The 15,029-nt window shown below is 54.2% G+C and carries 15 protein-coding genes; 13 read left to right on the top strand and 2 right to left on the bottom strand.

Features of this window, described 5'->3' with window-relative positions:
- Nucleotides 1–57: 57 nt before the first annotated feature.
- Nucleotides 58–456, bottom strand: coding sequence for a hypothetical protein (locus tag M655_RS14885; RefSeq protein WP_141333628.1), 399 nt, complete (start codon nt 454–456; stop codon nt 58–60).
- An 84-nt stretch (nt 457–540) separates the two neighbouring features.
- On the opposite strand from M655_RS14885, the gene M655_RS14880 reads away from it, so the two are divergent.
- The 8 genes from M655_RS14880 (at nt 541) to M655_RS14845 (ending at nt 8,097) form a co-directional block, all read left to right on the top strand.
- Nucleotides 541–1,158, top strand: a complete 618-nt coding sequence (locus M655_RS14880) for a VanW family protein (RefSeq protein ID WP_026557123.1) — start codon at nt 541–543, stop codon at nt 1,156–1,158.
- A gap of 148 nt (nt 1,159–1,306) precedes the next feature.
- On the top strand, nt 1,307–1,840 hold the full coding sequence (locus M655_RS14875) for a hypothetical protein (protein ID WP_007783490.1): 534 nt from the start codon (nt 1,307–1,309) through the stop codon (nt 1,838–1,840).
- 72 nt (nt 1,841–1,912) lie between these two features.
- Nucleotides 1,913–2,539 carry a fumarylacetoacetate hydrolase family protein gene (locus M655_RS14870; RefSeq protein ID WP_005833478.1) on the top strand — a complete coding sequence of 209 codons (627 nt, stop codon included), beginning with the start codon at nt 1,913–1,915 and terminating at the stop codon, nt 2,537–2,539.
- 283 nt (nt 2,540–2,822) lie between these two features.
- Nucleotides 2,823–3,728, top strand: coding sequence for a C40 family peptidase (locus tag M655_RS14865; RefSeq protein ID WP_005833476.1), 906 nt, complete (start codon nt 2,823–2,825; stop codon nt 3,726–3,728).
- A 242-nt stretch (nt 3,729–3,970) separates the two neighbouring features.
- A complete protein-coding gene (locus M655_RS14860) occupies nt 3,971–5,551 on the top strand; it encodes an acetate--CoA ligase (RefSeq protein ID WP_007783498.1) in 1,581 nt (526 codons plus the stop codon).
- A 110-nt stretch (nt 5,552–5,661) separates the two neighbouring features.
- The gene (locus M655_RS14855) at nt 5,662–6,507 is read left to right on the top strand and encodes a transglycosylase domain-containing protein (RefSeq protein WP_051353903.1); all 846 of its coding nucleotides are present in this window, start codon (nt 5,662–5,664) and stop codon (nt 6,505–6,507) included.
- Between the two features lie 385 nt (nt 6,508–6,892).
- A complete protein-coding gene (locus M655_RS14850) occupies nt 6,893–7,135 on the top strand; it encodes a YuzF family protein (RefSeq protein ID WP_005833474.1) in 243 nt (80 codons plus the stop codon).
- A gap of 68 nt (nt 7,136–7,203) precedes the next feature.
- The gene (locus tag M655_RS14845; RefSeq protein WP_005833473.1) at nt 7,204–8,097 is read left to right on the top strand and encodes a manganese catalase family protein; all 894 of its coding nucleotides are present in this window, start codon (nt 7,204–7,206) and stop codon (nt 8,095–8,097) included.
- Between the two features lie 95 nt (nt 8,098–8,192).
- On the opposite strand, the gene xerS is transcribed toward M655_RS14845, so the two are convergent.
- On the bottom strand, nt 8,193–9,305 hold the full coding sequence (xerS, locus tag M655_RS14840) for a tyrosine recombinase XerS (protein ID WP_005833472.1): 1,113 nt from the start codon (nt 9,303–9,305) through the stop codon (nt 8,193–8,195).
- A 174-nt stretch (nt 9,306–9,479) separates the two neighbouring features.
- Here xerS and M655_RS14835 point away from each other — a divergent pair, with 174 nt between their 5' ends.
- From M655_RS14835 to M655_RS14815, 5 genes are all read left to right on the top strand, one after another.
- On the top strand, nt 9,480–9,857 hold the full coding sequence (locus M655_RS14835; protein WP_005833471.1) for a (2Fe-2S) ferredoxin domain-containing protein: 378 nt from the start codon (nt 9,480–9,482) through the stop codon (nt 9,855–9,857).
- Nucleotides 9,858–11,046: 1,189 nt separating this feature from the next.
- Entirely contained in the window at nt 11,047–12,258 is a 1,212-nt protein-coding gene (locus M655_RS14830) for a glycine C-acetyltransferase (protein WP_007783508.1), read from the top strand.
- Nucleotides 12,255–13,217, top strand: coding sequence for an L-threonine 3-dehydrogenase (locus M655_RS14825; protein ID WP_005836528.1), 963 nt, complete (start codon nt 12,255–12,257; stop codon nt 13,215–13,217). The genes M655_RS14830 and M655_RS14825 overlap by 4 nt, the downstream gene beginning before the upstream one ends.
- A gap of 474 nt (nt 13,218–13,691) precedes the next feature.
- Complete coding sequence (locus M655_RS14820; RefSeq protein WP_007783515.1) at nt 13,692–14,501, top strand: TrmB family transcriptional regulator; 810 nt, start codon at nt 13,692–13,694, stop codon at nt 14,499–14,501.
- Between the two features lie 38 nt (nt 14,502–14,539).
- Nucleotides 14,540–15,013: a GNAT family N-acetyltransferase gene (locus M655_RS14815; protein ID WP_005836525.1), complete on the top strand. Its 474-nt coding sequence runs from the start codon at nt 14,540–14,542 to the stop codon at nt 15,011–15,013.
- Nucleotides 15,014–15,029 lie beyond the last annotated feature (16 nt).

The raw sequence follows: 15,029 nt of genomic DNA, 5'->3' as shown, positions 1-15,029 counted from the left end.
TCGCGAGCGAGTCGAGTAGATGAGCGGTTGCCTTTGGTTGCAAGGCAGGACGAGCGATCAAAGAAAGTTTTTCGACCAAGGAAGGTTGAAGAACTTTCTTTTTTTCGCTACAATCAGAATGATGATAATGAATTTCATTTTCAAAAATAAAAGCTTCATGCCTGAAACACCGCAGGCTGTTCCTGACCTGGCGTGAAGCATAGCGCCATTTTGTCCAGAAGAAAACGAGAAAAACCGGGCGGGGCGCTCGGCGTGATCGGCGAGAACGATGCAGAATGGCGACTTAGAGACAGACCGCAGCAGCAAGGACGGTCTGCCTTTTTGCGCCAGAAAAAGCGCAGGCGGATGTCCACCGTCCGGCTGCTCACCTGTTCCTTGAAAACTGTCCAAGATTTGCGGGTTGCTCGCCGCGTCAAGCGTGGGATACAGTAGAGTGGCGAGCATTGTGATCGACACGTTGCAGGCTTGCAGCATTCGCAAGCTTTTTTGCGCGAGCCGAAAAAAGAGACAGCACGAATGAAAGCGAGGGAGTAGAGGAGCATGAACAAATTCCGGTTCATAGGCATCAGTGTGATGACAACAGCCTTCCTGTTTTCAGCGTGTACGGCAGTCCTTCCCACACCTGCATCTGCCCTGGGCACAGCAGAGCTTTCCCCTGCAGAGCAGCGCGAAACGTTTTTGGACAAAATGGACATCAAAGACAAAGAAGTCCTCGGCTTTTACCATACGACGATGGAAGGCAGCTCTGACGCGCGCAAGCACAATATCAAGAAGGCGCTGAAAAAGATCAACCAGGAAAAAATCAAGCCGCAAGCTGTTTTTTCTTTTAATGAAGAAGTAGGCAATTCCAACATAGAGGAAGACGGCTGGGAAAAGGCAGGGACGATCTTGAACGGGCAGCTTGTCGACGACTTCGGCGGCGGGATTTGCCAAGTATCCAGCACGCTGTACAATGCGACAGCGGAAGCCGGGATGACGATCGTGGAGCGGCACAATCACAGCAAGTCGGTGGGCTACGTGCCGGCAGGCCAGGACGCAACGGTAGCTTACGGCGTCCTCGATTTTCAGTTCCAGAACCCGTACGACTTTCCTGTCAAAATAAAAGCGAAAGCGTACAACGAAAACGATGTAGTCATCGCCATCGTCCGCGCATCATGACAACAACGCAAAAGCAGGGGGACATCAAATTGGGATGTACCTCCTGTTTTTTTGTCTGCTATAAATGTAAAATAATGGATGCGCTGAAACGTTATTTGGTTTTGAGGCAGGCATTCCTGACCATACTGTGTGAAAAGGAGGTGCCGTGATGTACGTACAGGTGACAGGTGACCCGCATAATCAGCGCGTGGTCGTCATGGGCGAGCCTTTGAGCTCTTGCCAGGAGGATGGCTACTATCTTTTGCCTGGTCGGCTTGTCGCAGCGCTAAAGCCGGAAGATTTGCCTGTCGGGATGGCATTCAGACTCCAGGGCGCCCTTCCTTCGGGGTATGGATTTTATCGGGAGGACTCGGTTGTCTTTCGCAGGAGAAACGATTCCTCCGCACTTTGGATCGAGGTAACTTCCACCTATGTCATCTCGGAATGGGATGGCTTGTTTTCGCTGGACGCGACCGTTCAGGCGCGCCGAGCGGTCATTGAGCAGCACCCGCAGCTCGCGTTTGTCCTCTGCGAAAAAAAAGAGCAGGTCGTGCGCCTTCGTTACGGGTTCATGTGGAGCTCGGAGGAGGAGACGGATTTGGAGAGCGCGCTGGAAGCGATTTGCGATACAGTGTTTGAAGTGGAGGCGCGCGGCAACGCCAGGCTCTGGCCGGGCTATGACAACTGCTTTGACGAGTATTGACCGGCTGTTTTTCGTCCTCTTTCCCATGATATAGTAAATGGGAGCGACAAGCTTTCATAAGGAGAGGACAAAATGGAACAGATCCGCAATATTTACTGTGTGGGCCGCAATTACCGGCTGCATGCGGCCGAACTGGGGAACGACGTACCGAAAAAACCGATGATTTTTGCCAAGCCGACACACGCTCTGGCTGTGACGAACGGACAGGAGATCGAGCTGCCTGGGACGCGCGGAGAGCTTCATTATGAAGCGGAGCTGGTCGTGCATCTGGCACGGCCGTATGAACCGGGCTGCACGCTTGCCGAGCTGGTCGACAAGATCGCCCTTGGCATTGATTTTACTTTGCGCGATGTGCAGAGCGAGCTGAAGAGTGCAGGCCATCCGTGGCTGCTTGCCAAAGGCTTCCCTCATTCCGCGATCTTGACGCCGTTTCACCCGTTTCCAGGGCTTGCGGCGATGCAGCAGACAGACTTTTCCCTGCTCAAAAACGGCGAGCAGGTGCAGCGGGGAAATATTCGCGATGTGATTTTTGATCTGGAGACGATCATTGCTTACGTCGCGGAGCATTTTGGCTTGGGTCAGGGCGATGTGATTTACACGGGGACTCCTGCGGGTGTCGGACCGGTCGCCGATGGCGATGTGCTGACCCTCAAATGGGGCGACGAAGAGTGGGGCCAGTTTACGGCCAAACTGAAATAAAAACGGGCAGTTATGCCGGGTGAAAAGACCCATCTTCTGACAGGATCAGGCAGAAGATGGGTTTTTGTTTGAAAAAGCGCCATTGAAACCGATTCTCAACTGCGTCTGGTTCTATGGAACTAAAAGGCAGGAATGGCCTGTTGTGCGCCTTGTTTTCTGATTAGTCCGATGCTACTAATTCCATGATTGGTAAATTTTACGGTCTTATCCTCCCGTTTCCTCCTGGGGTAATCTGTCCATGTACCCACGACGGGTGCCACAACATGACAAGGAGGAAAAGAAAGTGACGAAACGAGATTGGGTAATGAAGTCAACAGTAGCAGTCATGCTGAGTACGTCCCTGTTAATGGGTGGTCAAGTTGGACAGGCGGCCGCTAAGACGCAAGATTCGAAACAGTCTGATGTTGTACAGATCGCGACATCTTTGATTGGGAAAGATTATGAATATAAAGCAAAAGGTCCAAAACAGTTCGGGTCTGCAGAGCTGGCTACGTACACGTACAAGCAAATCGGCATTTCCATTGGCAGCACGATTTCGAGCTTGTCCAAAGCAGGCAAAAAAGTCTCCCAAAACAGCGTAGAGCCGGGAGACCTGGTGTTCTTCTCGTCCAATGGAAAAGGAAGCCCCACATTTATGGGCATATACATAGGCAATGACCAATTTGTCTACTCCTCTCAAAGCGAGGATGCCGTCGTCCTGAAAAGCTATTCGGAATACAGCAATAAGTTCGTCGGCGCACGCCGCATTTTGGATGAGACAAGCTCTTCCGACAATTCCGGCAGCAAGCCGGAGCAACCGGCAAGCAATCTGGCCGACAAGGTCATCAAGATCGGCGAGAAATACATGGGCACGAAGTACAAATACGGCTCCAGCAGCAGCACGACCAAGACGTTTGACTGCTCGTCCTTTACCCAGCGCGTCTTCAAGGAAGCGGGAATCACGTTGCCGCGCGACTCCCGCCAGCAATCGACCGTAGGGACGACTGTGTCCAAGAAGAACTTGCAAAAAGGCGACCTGGTCTTCATGAAGGCTTCTGTCAACAGCTCTTCTGACCGGATTACGCACGTGGCGATCTACGCCGGAGACGGCAAAATTTTGCACACGTACGGCAGCCCGGGCGTGACGTACTCCAAGTTCGACGGAACGAACTGGGAGAAGCGCGTGGTCAAAATCAAACGCGTCCTGTAGCCGCTAAAGGCTCCCCTAACTGCATACGGTAAACACCGTTCAGTCGGCTCTCGTGCTCGTGTGCATGAGAGCCTTTGTTATGTTTGACGCAGAACGCCGCGAATTGTTACGGGTGCGGCGCTTGCCAATTTTTGCAATGCTCCACGGATAAATTTTTGTTAGAATAGACAGTAAAGAGGAAATATTGAGAAAATGTAGAACTTCTATATTCTACATACTTAAAAAGCGTGGGGGTGTTTCACTTGCAATTGAACATGCCAGCAAAATACAATTTCGCCGTACAAGTGGATGAGTGGGCCAGAAAAAATCCGGAGAGACGCGCTGTCTGGGAGCTGGACGAGCAAGGGAACGAACGAGTTTTGACCTATGAGGAGCTGCGCCGCTATTCCAACCGGATCGCGAATGCGCTTAGTTCCGTCGGGATTGGGGAAAAGGACCGGGTGCTTGTGCTCGTCTCCCGCGGGACGCTCGCCTACGGGCTGTACCTCGCTTTGCTGAAGCTGGGCGCGGTCATTTTGCCCGGCTCGGAAATGTTGCGCTACAAGGACATCGAGTACCGGGTGAACCACGCCAAGGCCAAGGCTGTCATCAGCTTCGAGGGCGTGCTGGACGAGGTCGATCAGACCCGCGGCAATTGTCCCAGTCTGGCGCACTACATTACGACAGGCGAAGGGAAAGAAGGCTGGGTAGCCCTGGCGGGAATCATGGAAGGGCAGGCCGAGGAATTTACGGCAGTAGATACGGATGCGGACGAACTGGCATTTTTGTCCTATACGTCCGGGACTACGGGCGGTCCGAAAGGGGTTATGCACGTCCACGGCTGGCCGTTCGCGCATTTGGCGGTGGCGGCAAAGCAGTGGCTCGACGTGCGCGAAGGCGACCTGGTGTGGGCGACAGCAGGCCCTGGCTGGGCCAAATGGATCTGGAGTCCGTTCGTCTCGACATTGGGGATGGGAGCGACGGCGTTTGTGTACAAAGGGCGGTTCGTTGCGGAAAATTATTTGGCGATTTTGCAAAAATACCCGGTGTCCGTCCTCTGCGCGACTCCGACCGAGTACAGGCTGATGGCCAAAGTATCCGATCTGGGCGAGTACAAGCTGCAAGCGCTGCGCTCGGCATGCTCGGCAGGGGAGCCGCTCAACCGCGAAGTGATTGATACGTTCCGCCGCGAGTTCCAGTTGACGGTGCGCGATGGCTACGGACAGACGGAAAGCACGCTGTTGGTCGGGACCTTCGTCGGCATGGAGCCAAAGCCCGGCTCGATGGGCAAGCCTTCGCCGGTCGTGCGCATCGCGATTATCGACGAGGAGGGCCACGAGCTGCCTGTCGGCAAGGTCGGGGATATTGCGATCGACCGCAACCTCGTGGCGCTGTTCAAAGGGTACCTGGACGATCCTGAGCGCACTGCGCGAGCGTTCCGGGGCGACTGGTACGTCACCGGCGACCAGGGCCGCATGGACGAGGACGGCTACATCTGGTTCGAGGGCCGCTCGGATGACATCATCATTTCCGGCGGGTACACGATCGGGCCGTTCGAGGTGGAGGACGCGCTGGTCAAGCATCCGGCAGTAGCCGAATGTGCGGCGGTCGCAAGCCCCGATCCCGAGCGCGGACACGTTGTGAAAGCGTTTGTCATTTTGAAAAAGGGCCATGCCCCTTCCGACGGACTCGTCTCGGAGTTGCAAGATCACGTGAAAACGTTGACAGCCCCGTACAAATACCCGCGCAAGATCGAATTTGTCCAGGAGCTGCCGAAGACGACCTCCGGCAAAATCAGGCGCATCGAGCTGCGCCAGCAGGAAGCGAAGACGCTCCGCTCTTAAAAAAACGTGCGCCTTACGAAATTGTAAGCTTGCTGTAAGTGGATTCGATGGGAGAAAACATGCGCATTCCCTACAATGGAGTTGTCAGAGAAGGCAAGGGGGAATGCGGCATGAACCAGCTTTCCGTTCCGGTAGGAGGAAATGCGAAACCATATACAGCAACAGCAGCAACGGCCAGGGAGCGCTCGCAAAAACGGAGCGTTTCCTGGAGAAAAAGAGCGGGCATCGTGCTTGTCGCGATGCTAGTGGCGGCGATTCTGGCCCCGCTGTTGCTCACCTGGTCAGGAAACCTGTGGATTGACGAGCAGAAGCTGGCGGCTGTCCAGCATCCGGCAAAGGGCGTCTACGTCAAGCTGGATGAGATGCCCGACTACGTGTGGAAGGCGTTTGTCGCGATTGAGGACCATCGCTATATGCAACATCCCGGGGTGGACCCGTACGGTCTGGCCCGCGCGATCTGGGTAGATGTGCGGGAAGGCGCCTACGTGCAGGGCGGAAGCACGATCACGATGCAATTGGCCCGCAACCTGTTTTTCACCCATGACAAAACGATGGGCAGAAAAATCAAGGAAATGGCGATCGCCTTGCAACTGGAGCAGCGCTACAGCAAAAAAGAACTGCTGGAAATGTACCTGAACGTCATCTACTTCGGGCATGGGCACTACGGCATCGGCGAAGCGGCCGAGTTTTACTTCGGCAAGCCGGTCGCAGCGCCGGGCGTTGGCGCCTCCACCTCGCTGACCATGGGAGAAACCGCGATTCTCGCTTCTTTGCCGAAAGCGCCGGAGGCCTACTCGCCCGTAAAGCATTGGGAAAAGGCCAAAGCGCGTCAGCAGGTGGTGCTGGACCGAATGGCCGAACTGCACGTCATCGACCAGGAGACGCTCAAGCAGGCGAAGCAGGAGCAAGTCGTGGTCAAGGCACAGAGCGGGCTGAAGCCAGCTTTGAAGCAGTAACAAGCGAAGAGTGTCCTCTGTCGATAGGGCAGGGGACTTTTTTCGTTTGGGTCAAAAGCGGGCTGACAGGTTGTGAAACAGACCTTGTGCCTTGCGCGCAACGCCATGCTGTCCGCTTCCGGCGCATGACGGCGTGGGGTATGCTGCCAGTCGGTTCGGATGGGGTGACGCGGTGCGTGACGCTGATGGAGCGTCACGGATTGCAAGGGGAGGCGTTGCATGCGCTGCTCGAGCGGACAAAAGTCGCACGGCGACGCAGTGCACGCTCCATCGACATCAATCGCCACGGGCCTGTGATACCATCCCGGACAGCCTGTGCACTCACCCAAGCGCCACGCGCTGCATAAGGTAAGGTGAGGAACTACAGGAAGGAGTCCAGAACGTCATGAGTGCGTATCCTTACCAACCCCAGTCGGGATCGAACACCCCTTCGATGTCGACGTTGATCGACCCGTTTCTGTATCAAACCTTGCTCGGCGTGGTACAGCGTGATGTCGTCATTCAAACGACCCAGGGAAACCTCCGTGGCAACGTCGTCAACGTCATGCCGGATCACGTGGCTTTGCGCGTGGGCGGCTCTACGTTTTTGGTGCGCATCCAGCAAATCGTCTGGGTCATGCCGGGTTAATGGCATGATACAACCCTGCCCCGACATAAAACAGTAAAGGTAGGAGTATGACGGGGGAGGGAATCGCGTTGTTTACACGGATCAATAGATTGGCTATCGAGCTTCCGGAGCCGGAATACGGAGACGCCAACGCCGCTGCGGCCGTCCAGGAGCTATTGGGCGGTCGTTTTGGCGAGATGTCGACATTGAACAACTACTTGTACCAATCGTTCAATTTTCGCGGCAAGCGCAAGCTGAAGCCGTTTTACGACCTCGTCGCAAGCATTACGGCGGAAGAGGTAGGACACGTCGAACTGGTGTCCAATGCGATCAATTTGTGCATGAAAGGCATTACCCGGCCAGGTGATCCGGATACGACACCGCTGTCCAACGGCTTGAACAAACGCAATACGTATCATTTCATTGCTTCGGCACAGACTGCGCTGCCCGGGGATTCCATGGGAAAATCGTGGACGGGTGATTACGTTTTCACCAGCGGCAACCTCGTCCTCGATCTGTTGCACAACTTTTTCCTCGAATGCGGGGCGCGGACGCACAAGATGAGGGTGTACCAGATGACCGATCACCCGACGGCGAGAGCCATGATCGGCTACTTGCTGGTCAGAGGCGGCGTGCACATCGTCGCCTACGCCAAAGCGCTGGAAATCGCCACAGGGGTAGACCTGACGAAAATGCTCCCCATCCCCGATCTCGACAATGACCAGTTTGACGCCACCCATCCGTACATTGCCATGGGGCTGAACCGCAAGCTGTTTACGTTCAGCTATCAGGATTACCAGGATATCGCCTTGATCTGGCGCGGTCCATTGCCGGACGGCGGCACAGCCGAGGTCATTCAGGGCGTTCCCGATGGCGGCCCGGTTCCAGACCTCGATGAGTTGCCGGAGGAGTTTGCGCCGGGCGTGTCGCGCGAAGATTTTATCGAGATTGCCAAACGTCTGCAACGATCAGCCGGGTTGTAGGAGCACAGGAGCATGAACGGCACAGAAAGCAAAACGACCAATCAGCTATGGCGCAGGGGCGAAAGCTGATTGGTCATGTTTGTTTGTTCGCATTGTCAGGTCGTGCGGTTGACCGCTTTTTCCAGCGCGTCTTCCAGGACGTGGGCGTACTGCATCGTCGTTTCGATTTTCGAGTGCCCAAGCTGGGCTTGCAACTGATGCGGGTCCGGGTTCAGCCGCAAAAACTGCGTGGCGAAGCTGTGGCGCAGCTTATGTACGGACAAATCGGGAATCCCGAACGCTTTCGCATATTTTTTGACCAGCTTTTGCACGGAGCGGATTTCGATGCGGTGGCCGTGTGGCTTCGTTGGCGATACGGCGAGGAAAACGGCCGTTTCTTGCGGGGCAGGATGGTATTTGTCGCGCAAGGCAAGGTAACGGGCCAAATGCTCCTTGCCCCAGTCGCTGAAAAAGGGAGCGTCCTCTTTTTTTCCTTTGCGCACCATTTTCAGTTGGTTTTTTTCCATCACGATGTCGGACAAGTCCAGACTGACGATCTCGGAGACGCGAAAGCCGCCGGAGAGGATCAGCGCGATCATGGCGGTATCGCGGTCGCGGTTTTGCAGGTGGTACTGCCGCTTCTTTTCGGTGTTGCAGTGGGCCAAATAGCCGTTGTAAACGAAGTCGACAAACTGGTAAATTTCCTCGTCGATCAAAATTTTTGCGCGGATGGCGTGAGCGCGGGCCAGCGGCGTCAGCTCAGTCGCATCCAGCTCGATTTTTGCCAGCACATTGCGCTTCAAATACGCGTCGCCGTTTTCATCTTCGGCCAGCGCAGCCAAATAATGAAACAACGACTTCAAGCTGGAAATTTTTCGGCTGATCGTCCGGTCGCTGTACTCTTTTTTCGCGCTGCGCGTCGGGTTGGTGAGCAGGGCGGAGCGCTCGTACAAGTGCGACTCCTGCAAATATAAGATGTAGCTTTCCACCGTCTCCTTTTTCAGCTCGTTCAAGTCGGAGAGGGACACGTCCTTGATGTCTGTTGCCGTGGTCAAGCCTTCGGTCATCATCCAGCGAAAGAAAAAGGCGATGTCGCGCAAATAGCCAAGCAAGGTGGAAGGCGAGCTTTTTTTCGTTTTTTTGTGGTCGATAAATTTTTCTACATACCAGGGAAACGATCCGACTGTCTGGAGCAACTGCAAGGCATCCCGCTGTTTGGTTACGGACATGTGATCCACCACCCGTCATTTTTGTAATCGTTGTGTACGAACATATATTCTAGCAAAAAGGCAACGTTCTGGGAATTGCAAATTGCGCTATTTACAGTCATGATGGGAAGCAGGTATAGTAGGAAGGTGTTTAAAACGTAATGATTACGATTTTTTGGCTGGGAGGGATGTAGAGTGGCTACATGGGATTTGTCGCGGACGCGCCACCATGTTTTGCTCTGCAATGGCGGAAGCTGTATGCGCAGCGGGGGAGAAGAGGTCACCGTTGCGATTCGGGAAGCGATTGCGGAGGCGGGCCTGGATGATTACGTACATACAAGCCGGACGCGCTGCAACGGACGATGTGAGGATGCCTGTGTCGTGATCGTCTATCCGGAAGGCATCTGGTACCAGAACGTGACGCCAGAAGATGCGGGGCTGTTGGTCGATCAGCATTTTCGCCTGGGGCAGCCGGTCGAGTCGCTGATGACCCATCGGTTTCAAGGCGACGGCTTTGTCCGCACGTCGGACTGCAAGCCAGGCATTCTCAAATCGGAAAAAGTCAAAAAGTAGTCCAGGGCCGCGCTCCGTCTGATAAAGGGGGCGTGGTTTTTTTGTTCTTATCCAGTAGTCGTGCAACATAGCGGGACTTCGAGTGTAGGGGGAAAGCAAGCGTTGGGCCTTTGGGGACAGAGGTTTTTAGCGATTGCTTGGCGATTTGGTGCAGCTAAGGTGGTTTATATTTAGGCGAGAATGAGGTTTTTGTTACGGGCTGCGGGGATCAAGGCGGACTGGCAGCTTGGAATACGGTTGATCGTCGCGATAGTGGTGGGAGGAAACAGGAGAAAGCGCTACAGGTACTTGGGCCTCTAGCGGGGGAGCGGGAACTGTCCGCCTCCGGTGAAAAAGGAAAACCGCGTCAAAAGTAGAGGATTCAAAAGAAGTAAGTTCACGTTGACGCTTAAAAGCGTGTTTTCCTTTTTCCCCTCCGGCTCGGTAGGAGTCCCAAAGACCTTCGCTTGCTTTCTCCTGTTTCCTGTTTCTGTCGTTCGGGGGTGATTTTTGTGCGGAGTTCAAGAAGCAAGATGTCCAAGACAAAACGCGTCTCGAAATCATTTTTGTACGGTTGAGAGCAGGTACATTCATAGCTCTCAAAAAGGTTCGCAAAAGGGCCTATTCCCCTTAGCCCCTGACGAGGAAAGAGACGAAATCCGCGAAAGCTCTTTGGGTTCCCAACCGAGGCTCCGGGAAAAAAGCGAAACACGCTTTTAGCGTCCAACTCTGAGAGGCTACCTGAATCAACCACTTTTGGACGCGGTTTCGCTTTTTCCCCCGGAGCCGGGCAGTGATACCCCCAGCAGGGAGCCCAAGAAGCTACAGCGATTTCGTCTCTTTCCTCGCCACACCAAAGCCCCGATGAAGGAGGCTTTTAAAAGCCAAAGGCCCCACAACGTCATTTTCGAATCATCATGCCACGACACTACACAGCCAAATTTTCTAAGCCGCCGGGATCATCGCCGCTGTTTTGTCTAAGATCGCAGCAAAAGGAGAACTTATGAAAGAGCGCATTAGGCATTTTTGGTGAAAGCGCCGCCATTTATGTCTTTGTCATATGGACATTTCGAGTAAATGGTGGTAACCTATCAGTAAATAAGGTTGATTTCATGCGATTTATACAAGAAAAATATGTCCGCATAGGGTGTACATTTGTTTTCGTGGAAATTACTTCCCCGATCGGACAGGTGTAAGGCCCGATGGCTGGATGCTGGAGGGATTCTCGTTGGCGAGCAAAACATTGGAGCACTTTTTACATGAAAATCTGGCTGATTTGAAAAGCAAAGGTCTGTACAACGTCATCGATCCTTTGCAAAGCGCAAACGGCCCTGTCATCACCATTGCGGGAAAAGAACTGATTAACCTGTCCTCGAACAACTACCTGGGACTGGCGACAGACCAGCGCCTGGTAGATGCCGCGATTGCCGCTGCGCAAAAATACGGAGTCGGGGCAGGAGCGGTGCGCACCATCAATGGTACGCTCGATCTGCACGTGAAGCTGGAAGAAAAACTCGCTGCCTTCAAACATACAGAAGCAGCTATCGCTTATCAGTCCGGCTTTAACTGCAACATGGCAGCCATCTCTGCCGTCATGGACAAGGACGATGCGATTTTGTCCGACGAGCTGAACCACGCTTCGATTATCGACGGCTGCCGTCTCTCGCGTGCGCAAATTATTCGCTTCAACCACTCGGACATCGACGACCTGCGCGCCAAAGCGAAGGAAGCAAAAGAGTCCGGCAAATATAAAAAACTGATGGTCATTACGGACGGCGTATTCTCGATGGACGGCGATATCGCCAAACTGCCGGAAATCGTGGAGGTTGCCGAAGAATTTGACCTCATCACCTATGTAGACGATGCCCACGGCTCGGGTGTGCTTGGCAAAGGCGCTGGAACCGTCAAACACTTTGGCTTGTCTGACAAAATCGACTTCCAGATCGGTACGCTCTCCAAAGCGATCGGGGTAGTCGGCGGCTACGTGGCAGGACGCCAGGAGCTGATCGACTGGCTCAAAGTGCGCAGCAGACCGTTCCTGTTCTCGACGGCGCTGACGCCAGCAGATGTGGCGGCTTGCATTACCGCTATTGACATTTTGACAAGCAGCACCGAACTGCACGACAAACTGTGGGATAACGGCCACTACCTGAAAAAAGGCTTGAAGGAGCTTGGCTTCAACATCGGGGACAGCGAAACACCGATCACGCCTTGCATCATCGGCGACGAACAAAAGACGCAGGAATTCAGCAAACGCCTGTACGAAGAAGGTGTGTACGCCAAGGCAATCGTCTTCCCGACCGTGCCAAAAGGAACAGGTCGCGTGCGCAACATGCCGACGGCTGCCCACACCAAGGAAATGCTGGATCGCGCCCTTGGCATCTATGAAAAAGTTGGGAAAGAAATGGGGATCCTGTCATGAAAAAGATTTTAGTAACGGGAGCATTGGGACAAATCGGCTCGGAGCTCATCATGAAGCTGCGCGAAGTGTACGGAGCCGATCAGGTTGTCGCGACCGACATCCGCAAAAAAGAAGACGATCCTGTGGTACAGTCCGGGCCATTTGAGATTTTGGATGTCACAGACGGAAACCGCATGTTCGAGCTGGCAAAAGCACACAAGGTAGATACGATCATGCATCTTGCTGCGCTGCTGTCGGCTACAGCCGAAGCGAAGCCGCTGCTCGCCTGGAACCTGAACATGGGCGGGCTGGTCAATGCGCTGGAGGCTGCGCGCGAGCTGAACTGCCAGTTTTTCACCCCAAGCTCCATCGGCGCTTTCGGGCCTTCCACGCCGAAAGACAACACGCCGCAAGACACGATTCAACGCCCGACGACGATGTACGGGGTGAACAAAGTGTCCGGCGAGCTGCTGTGCGATTACTACTATCAAAAATTCGGCGTAGACACCCGTGGCGTTCGTTTTCCTGGCCTGATCTCGTACGTGGCTCCTCCAGGCGGAGGCACGACCGACTATGCGGTTGACATCTACTACAAGGCGATTCAGGAAGGCGCGTACACGTCCTACATCGCCAAAGGCACGTACATGGACATGATGTACATGCCAGACGCCTTGAACGCGATCATCACCTTGATGGAAGCCGACGCCTCCAAGCTGATTCACCGCAACGCGTTCAACGTAACGGCAATGAGCATCGAGCCTGAAGATGTAGCGGCTGCGATCCGCAAGCACATTCCGGAGTTCACCCTCTCCTACGAGGTAGACCCGGTGCGCCAGGCGATCGCGGACAGTTGGCCAAACTCGATCGACGCGACCGCCGCCATGAACGAATGGGGCTTCAAAGCAGAGTACGATCTGGACAAAATGACCGAAGACATGCTCGCCAAACTGCGGGGAAAGCTGCTGCAGCAAGTCGGCTAAACGAATAGCATCACACACGAGACGAAACCGTCGCTTTGCGCAATGTGCAAAGCGACGGTTTTTTTGTACAGATAAGGCATTGATAAGATTGTTCCAGTATAAGGGCAACGAAGGCTCGCCAAGCCATTGGCGCAGCGAATTTTTCTAATGAAAGCGCCATGAAGTCGTCCCCAATAGAGCAGTAGCAGGACTGTCGCCACTGGCGAAAGCAGCTCGAACGAAAGCCAATGGTCAAGCAAGCGAGAAATAACCCATGGAACACCTCCGAAGCGAGACGATCTCGTTACGAAAACATACGAAGCAAACGCAAAAAGGATCGGTTCTGTGACAGAGCAGATCGCAGGCGGGCATGATTCCAGACCGTTTGAGAAGCGGCCTCCGTGAATCTCGATTGCCGATCAGCAAAACGATATTGCATTGCAGCGCGCGTTCTTTTATAGTTGTAATATCTATTACTACTAAAAAGGAGTAGCTATGGAACCGTTACTGGACAAGTTTGAGGAAATCGGTTTTTCCAAAAATGAAGCGAAGGTGTACATGACGCTGCTGAAGGAGCCGCTTTTAAACGGGTACGAGATCAGCAAAAAAAGTGCCGTGCCGCGCTCGATGGTGTATGCGGTCATTGCCAAGCTGGTGAGCAAGCAGGCGATTGTCGAGCTGCGGACGGAGCCGCCGACTTATCGTCCCGTGCCGATCAAAGAGCTGATGACCAACCTGAAAAAGCAGCACGAACAAACGATTGACTATTTGGAGCAAGTGCTGCAAGTCATTGAAAAGCCGGTCGAGGTTCATGTCATCCAGCATATGGAGGAGCGGGCGAACATCTTGGCTGCCATGCAGAGCTTGCTGCGCTCGGCAAAAGAAGAGGTGTGGCTGTCGGCGTGGGAAGAGGAGCTGGACGAATTGCGCGAGGCTTCCGAGGAAGCGGCTGCCCAAGGAGTCAGAATGTTTTCGCTGCTGTTTGCCGACCAGGAAACGCCTTCGTTCGGGCACGCCTTCTATCACCGCCAGGACTCGTCCTCGATTGAGCGGCAGAGGATGGGCCAAAGGCTGACGATTGTCATTCAGGACGACAAAGAGGTGCTGATCGGCAGCTTTTTGGACGGGCGAGTGCCGCAGGCCATTCAGACGACCGACCCGATGCTGATTTTGCTGGCGAAGGAATACATCCGCCACGACATGGTGCTCAAGGTCGTGAGCGCCAAGCTGGGCAACGAATCGCTGGATTCCTTGTGGCAAGGCGACGATTTGCTGACGTACATCGTCCACAACATCAAAAAATAGGCACAGCGGAGCTACAGAGAGGAAAGGGTGGAGAAAGCATGGTGGAGTATCGTTTTTTGACCGAAGCAAACAAGGAAGAGCTCGAGGCAGTGAAGCAACTGTTTCGCGAATATACGGAATCGCTCGGACTCGATCTCGGCTTTCAAGATTTTGAAGCAGAGTGCAAGGCGCTGCCCGGCAAGTACGCAGCACCAGATGGCGCCCTGCTCCTCGCCTTGGTAGACGGGGAGGCGGCGGGCTGCATTGCCGTGCGCAAAAGCGACGAGCGGATTTGCGAGATGAAGCGGCTGTACGTCCGCGATCGGTATCGCGGCTTGAAAATCGGGAAAACGCTGGTCCAGATGATTATCGAAAAAGCGGAGCAGCTTTCGTACGACTACATGCGGCTCGATACGTTGGCAAGGATGACCAGCGCGCAGGCGCTGTACCGCGCTTTCGGATTTTATGAAATAGAGCCGTACATCTTCAATCCGCTCGACGGCGCCATTTTTATGGAGCGAAAATTGCGCTAGGCAGCGCATGCCACAA

Origin of the sequence: Brevibacillus sp. NSP2.1 (genome assembly GCF_000470975.2) — a bacterium.
Lineage (GTDB): Bacteria > Bacillota > Bacilli > Brevibacillales > Brevibacillaceae > Brevibacillus > Brevibacillus agri.
This window is presented reverse-complemented; position numbering and strand designations above follow the sequence as displayed.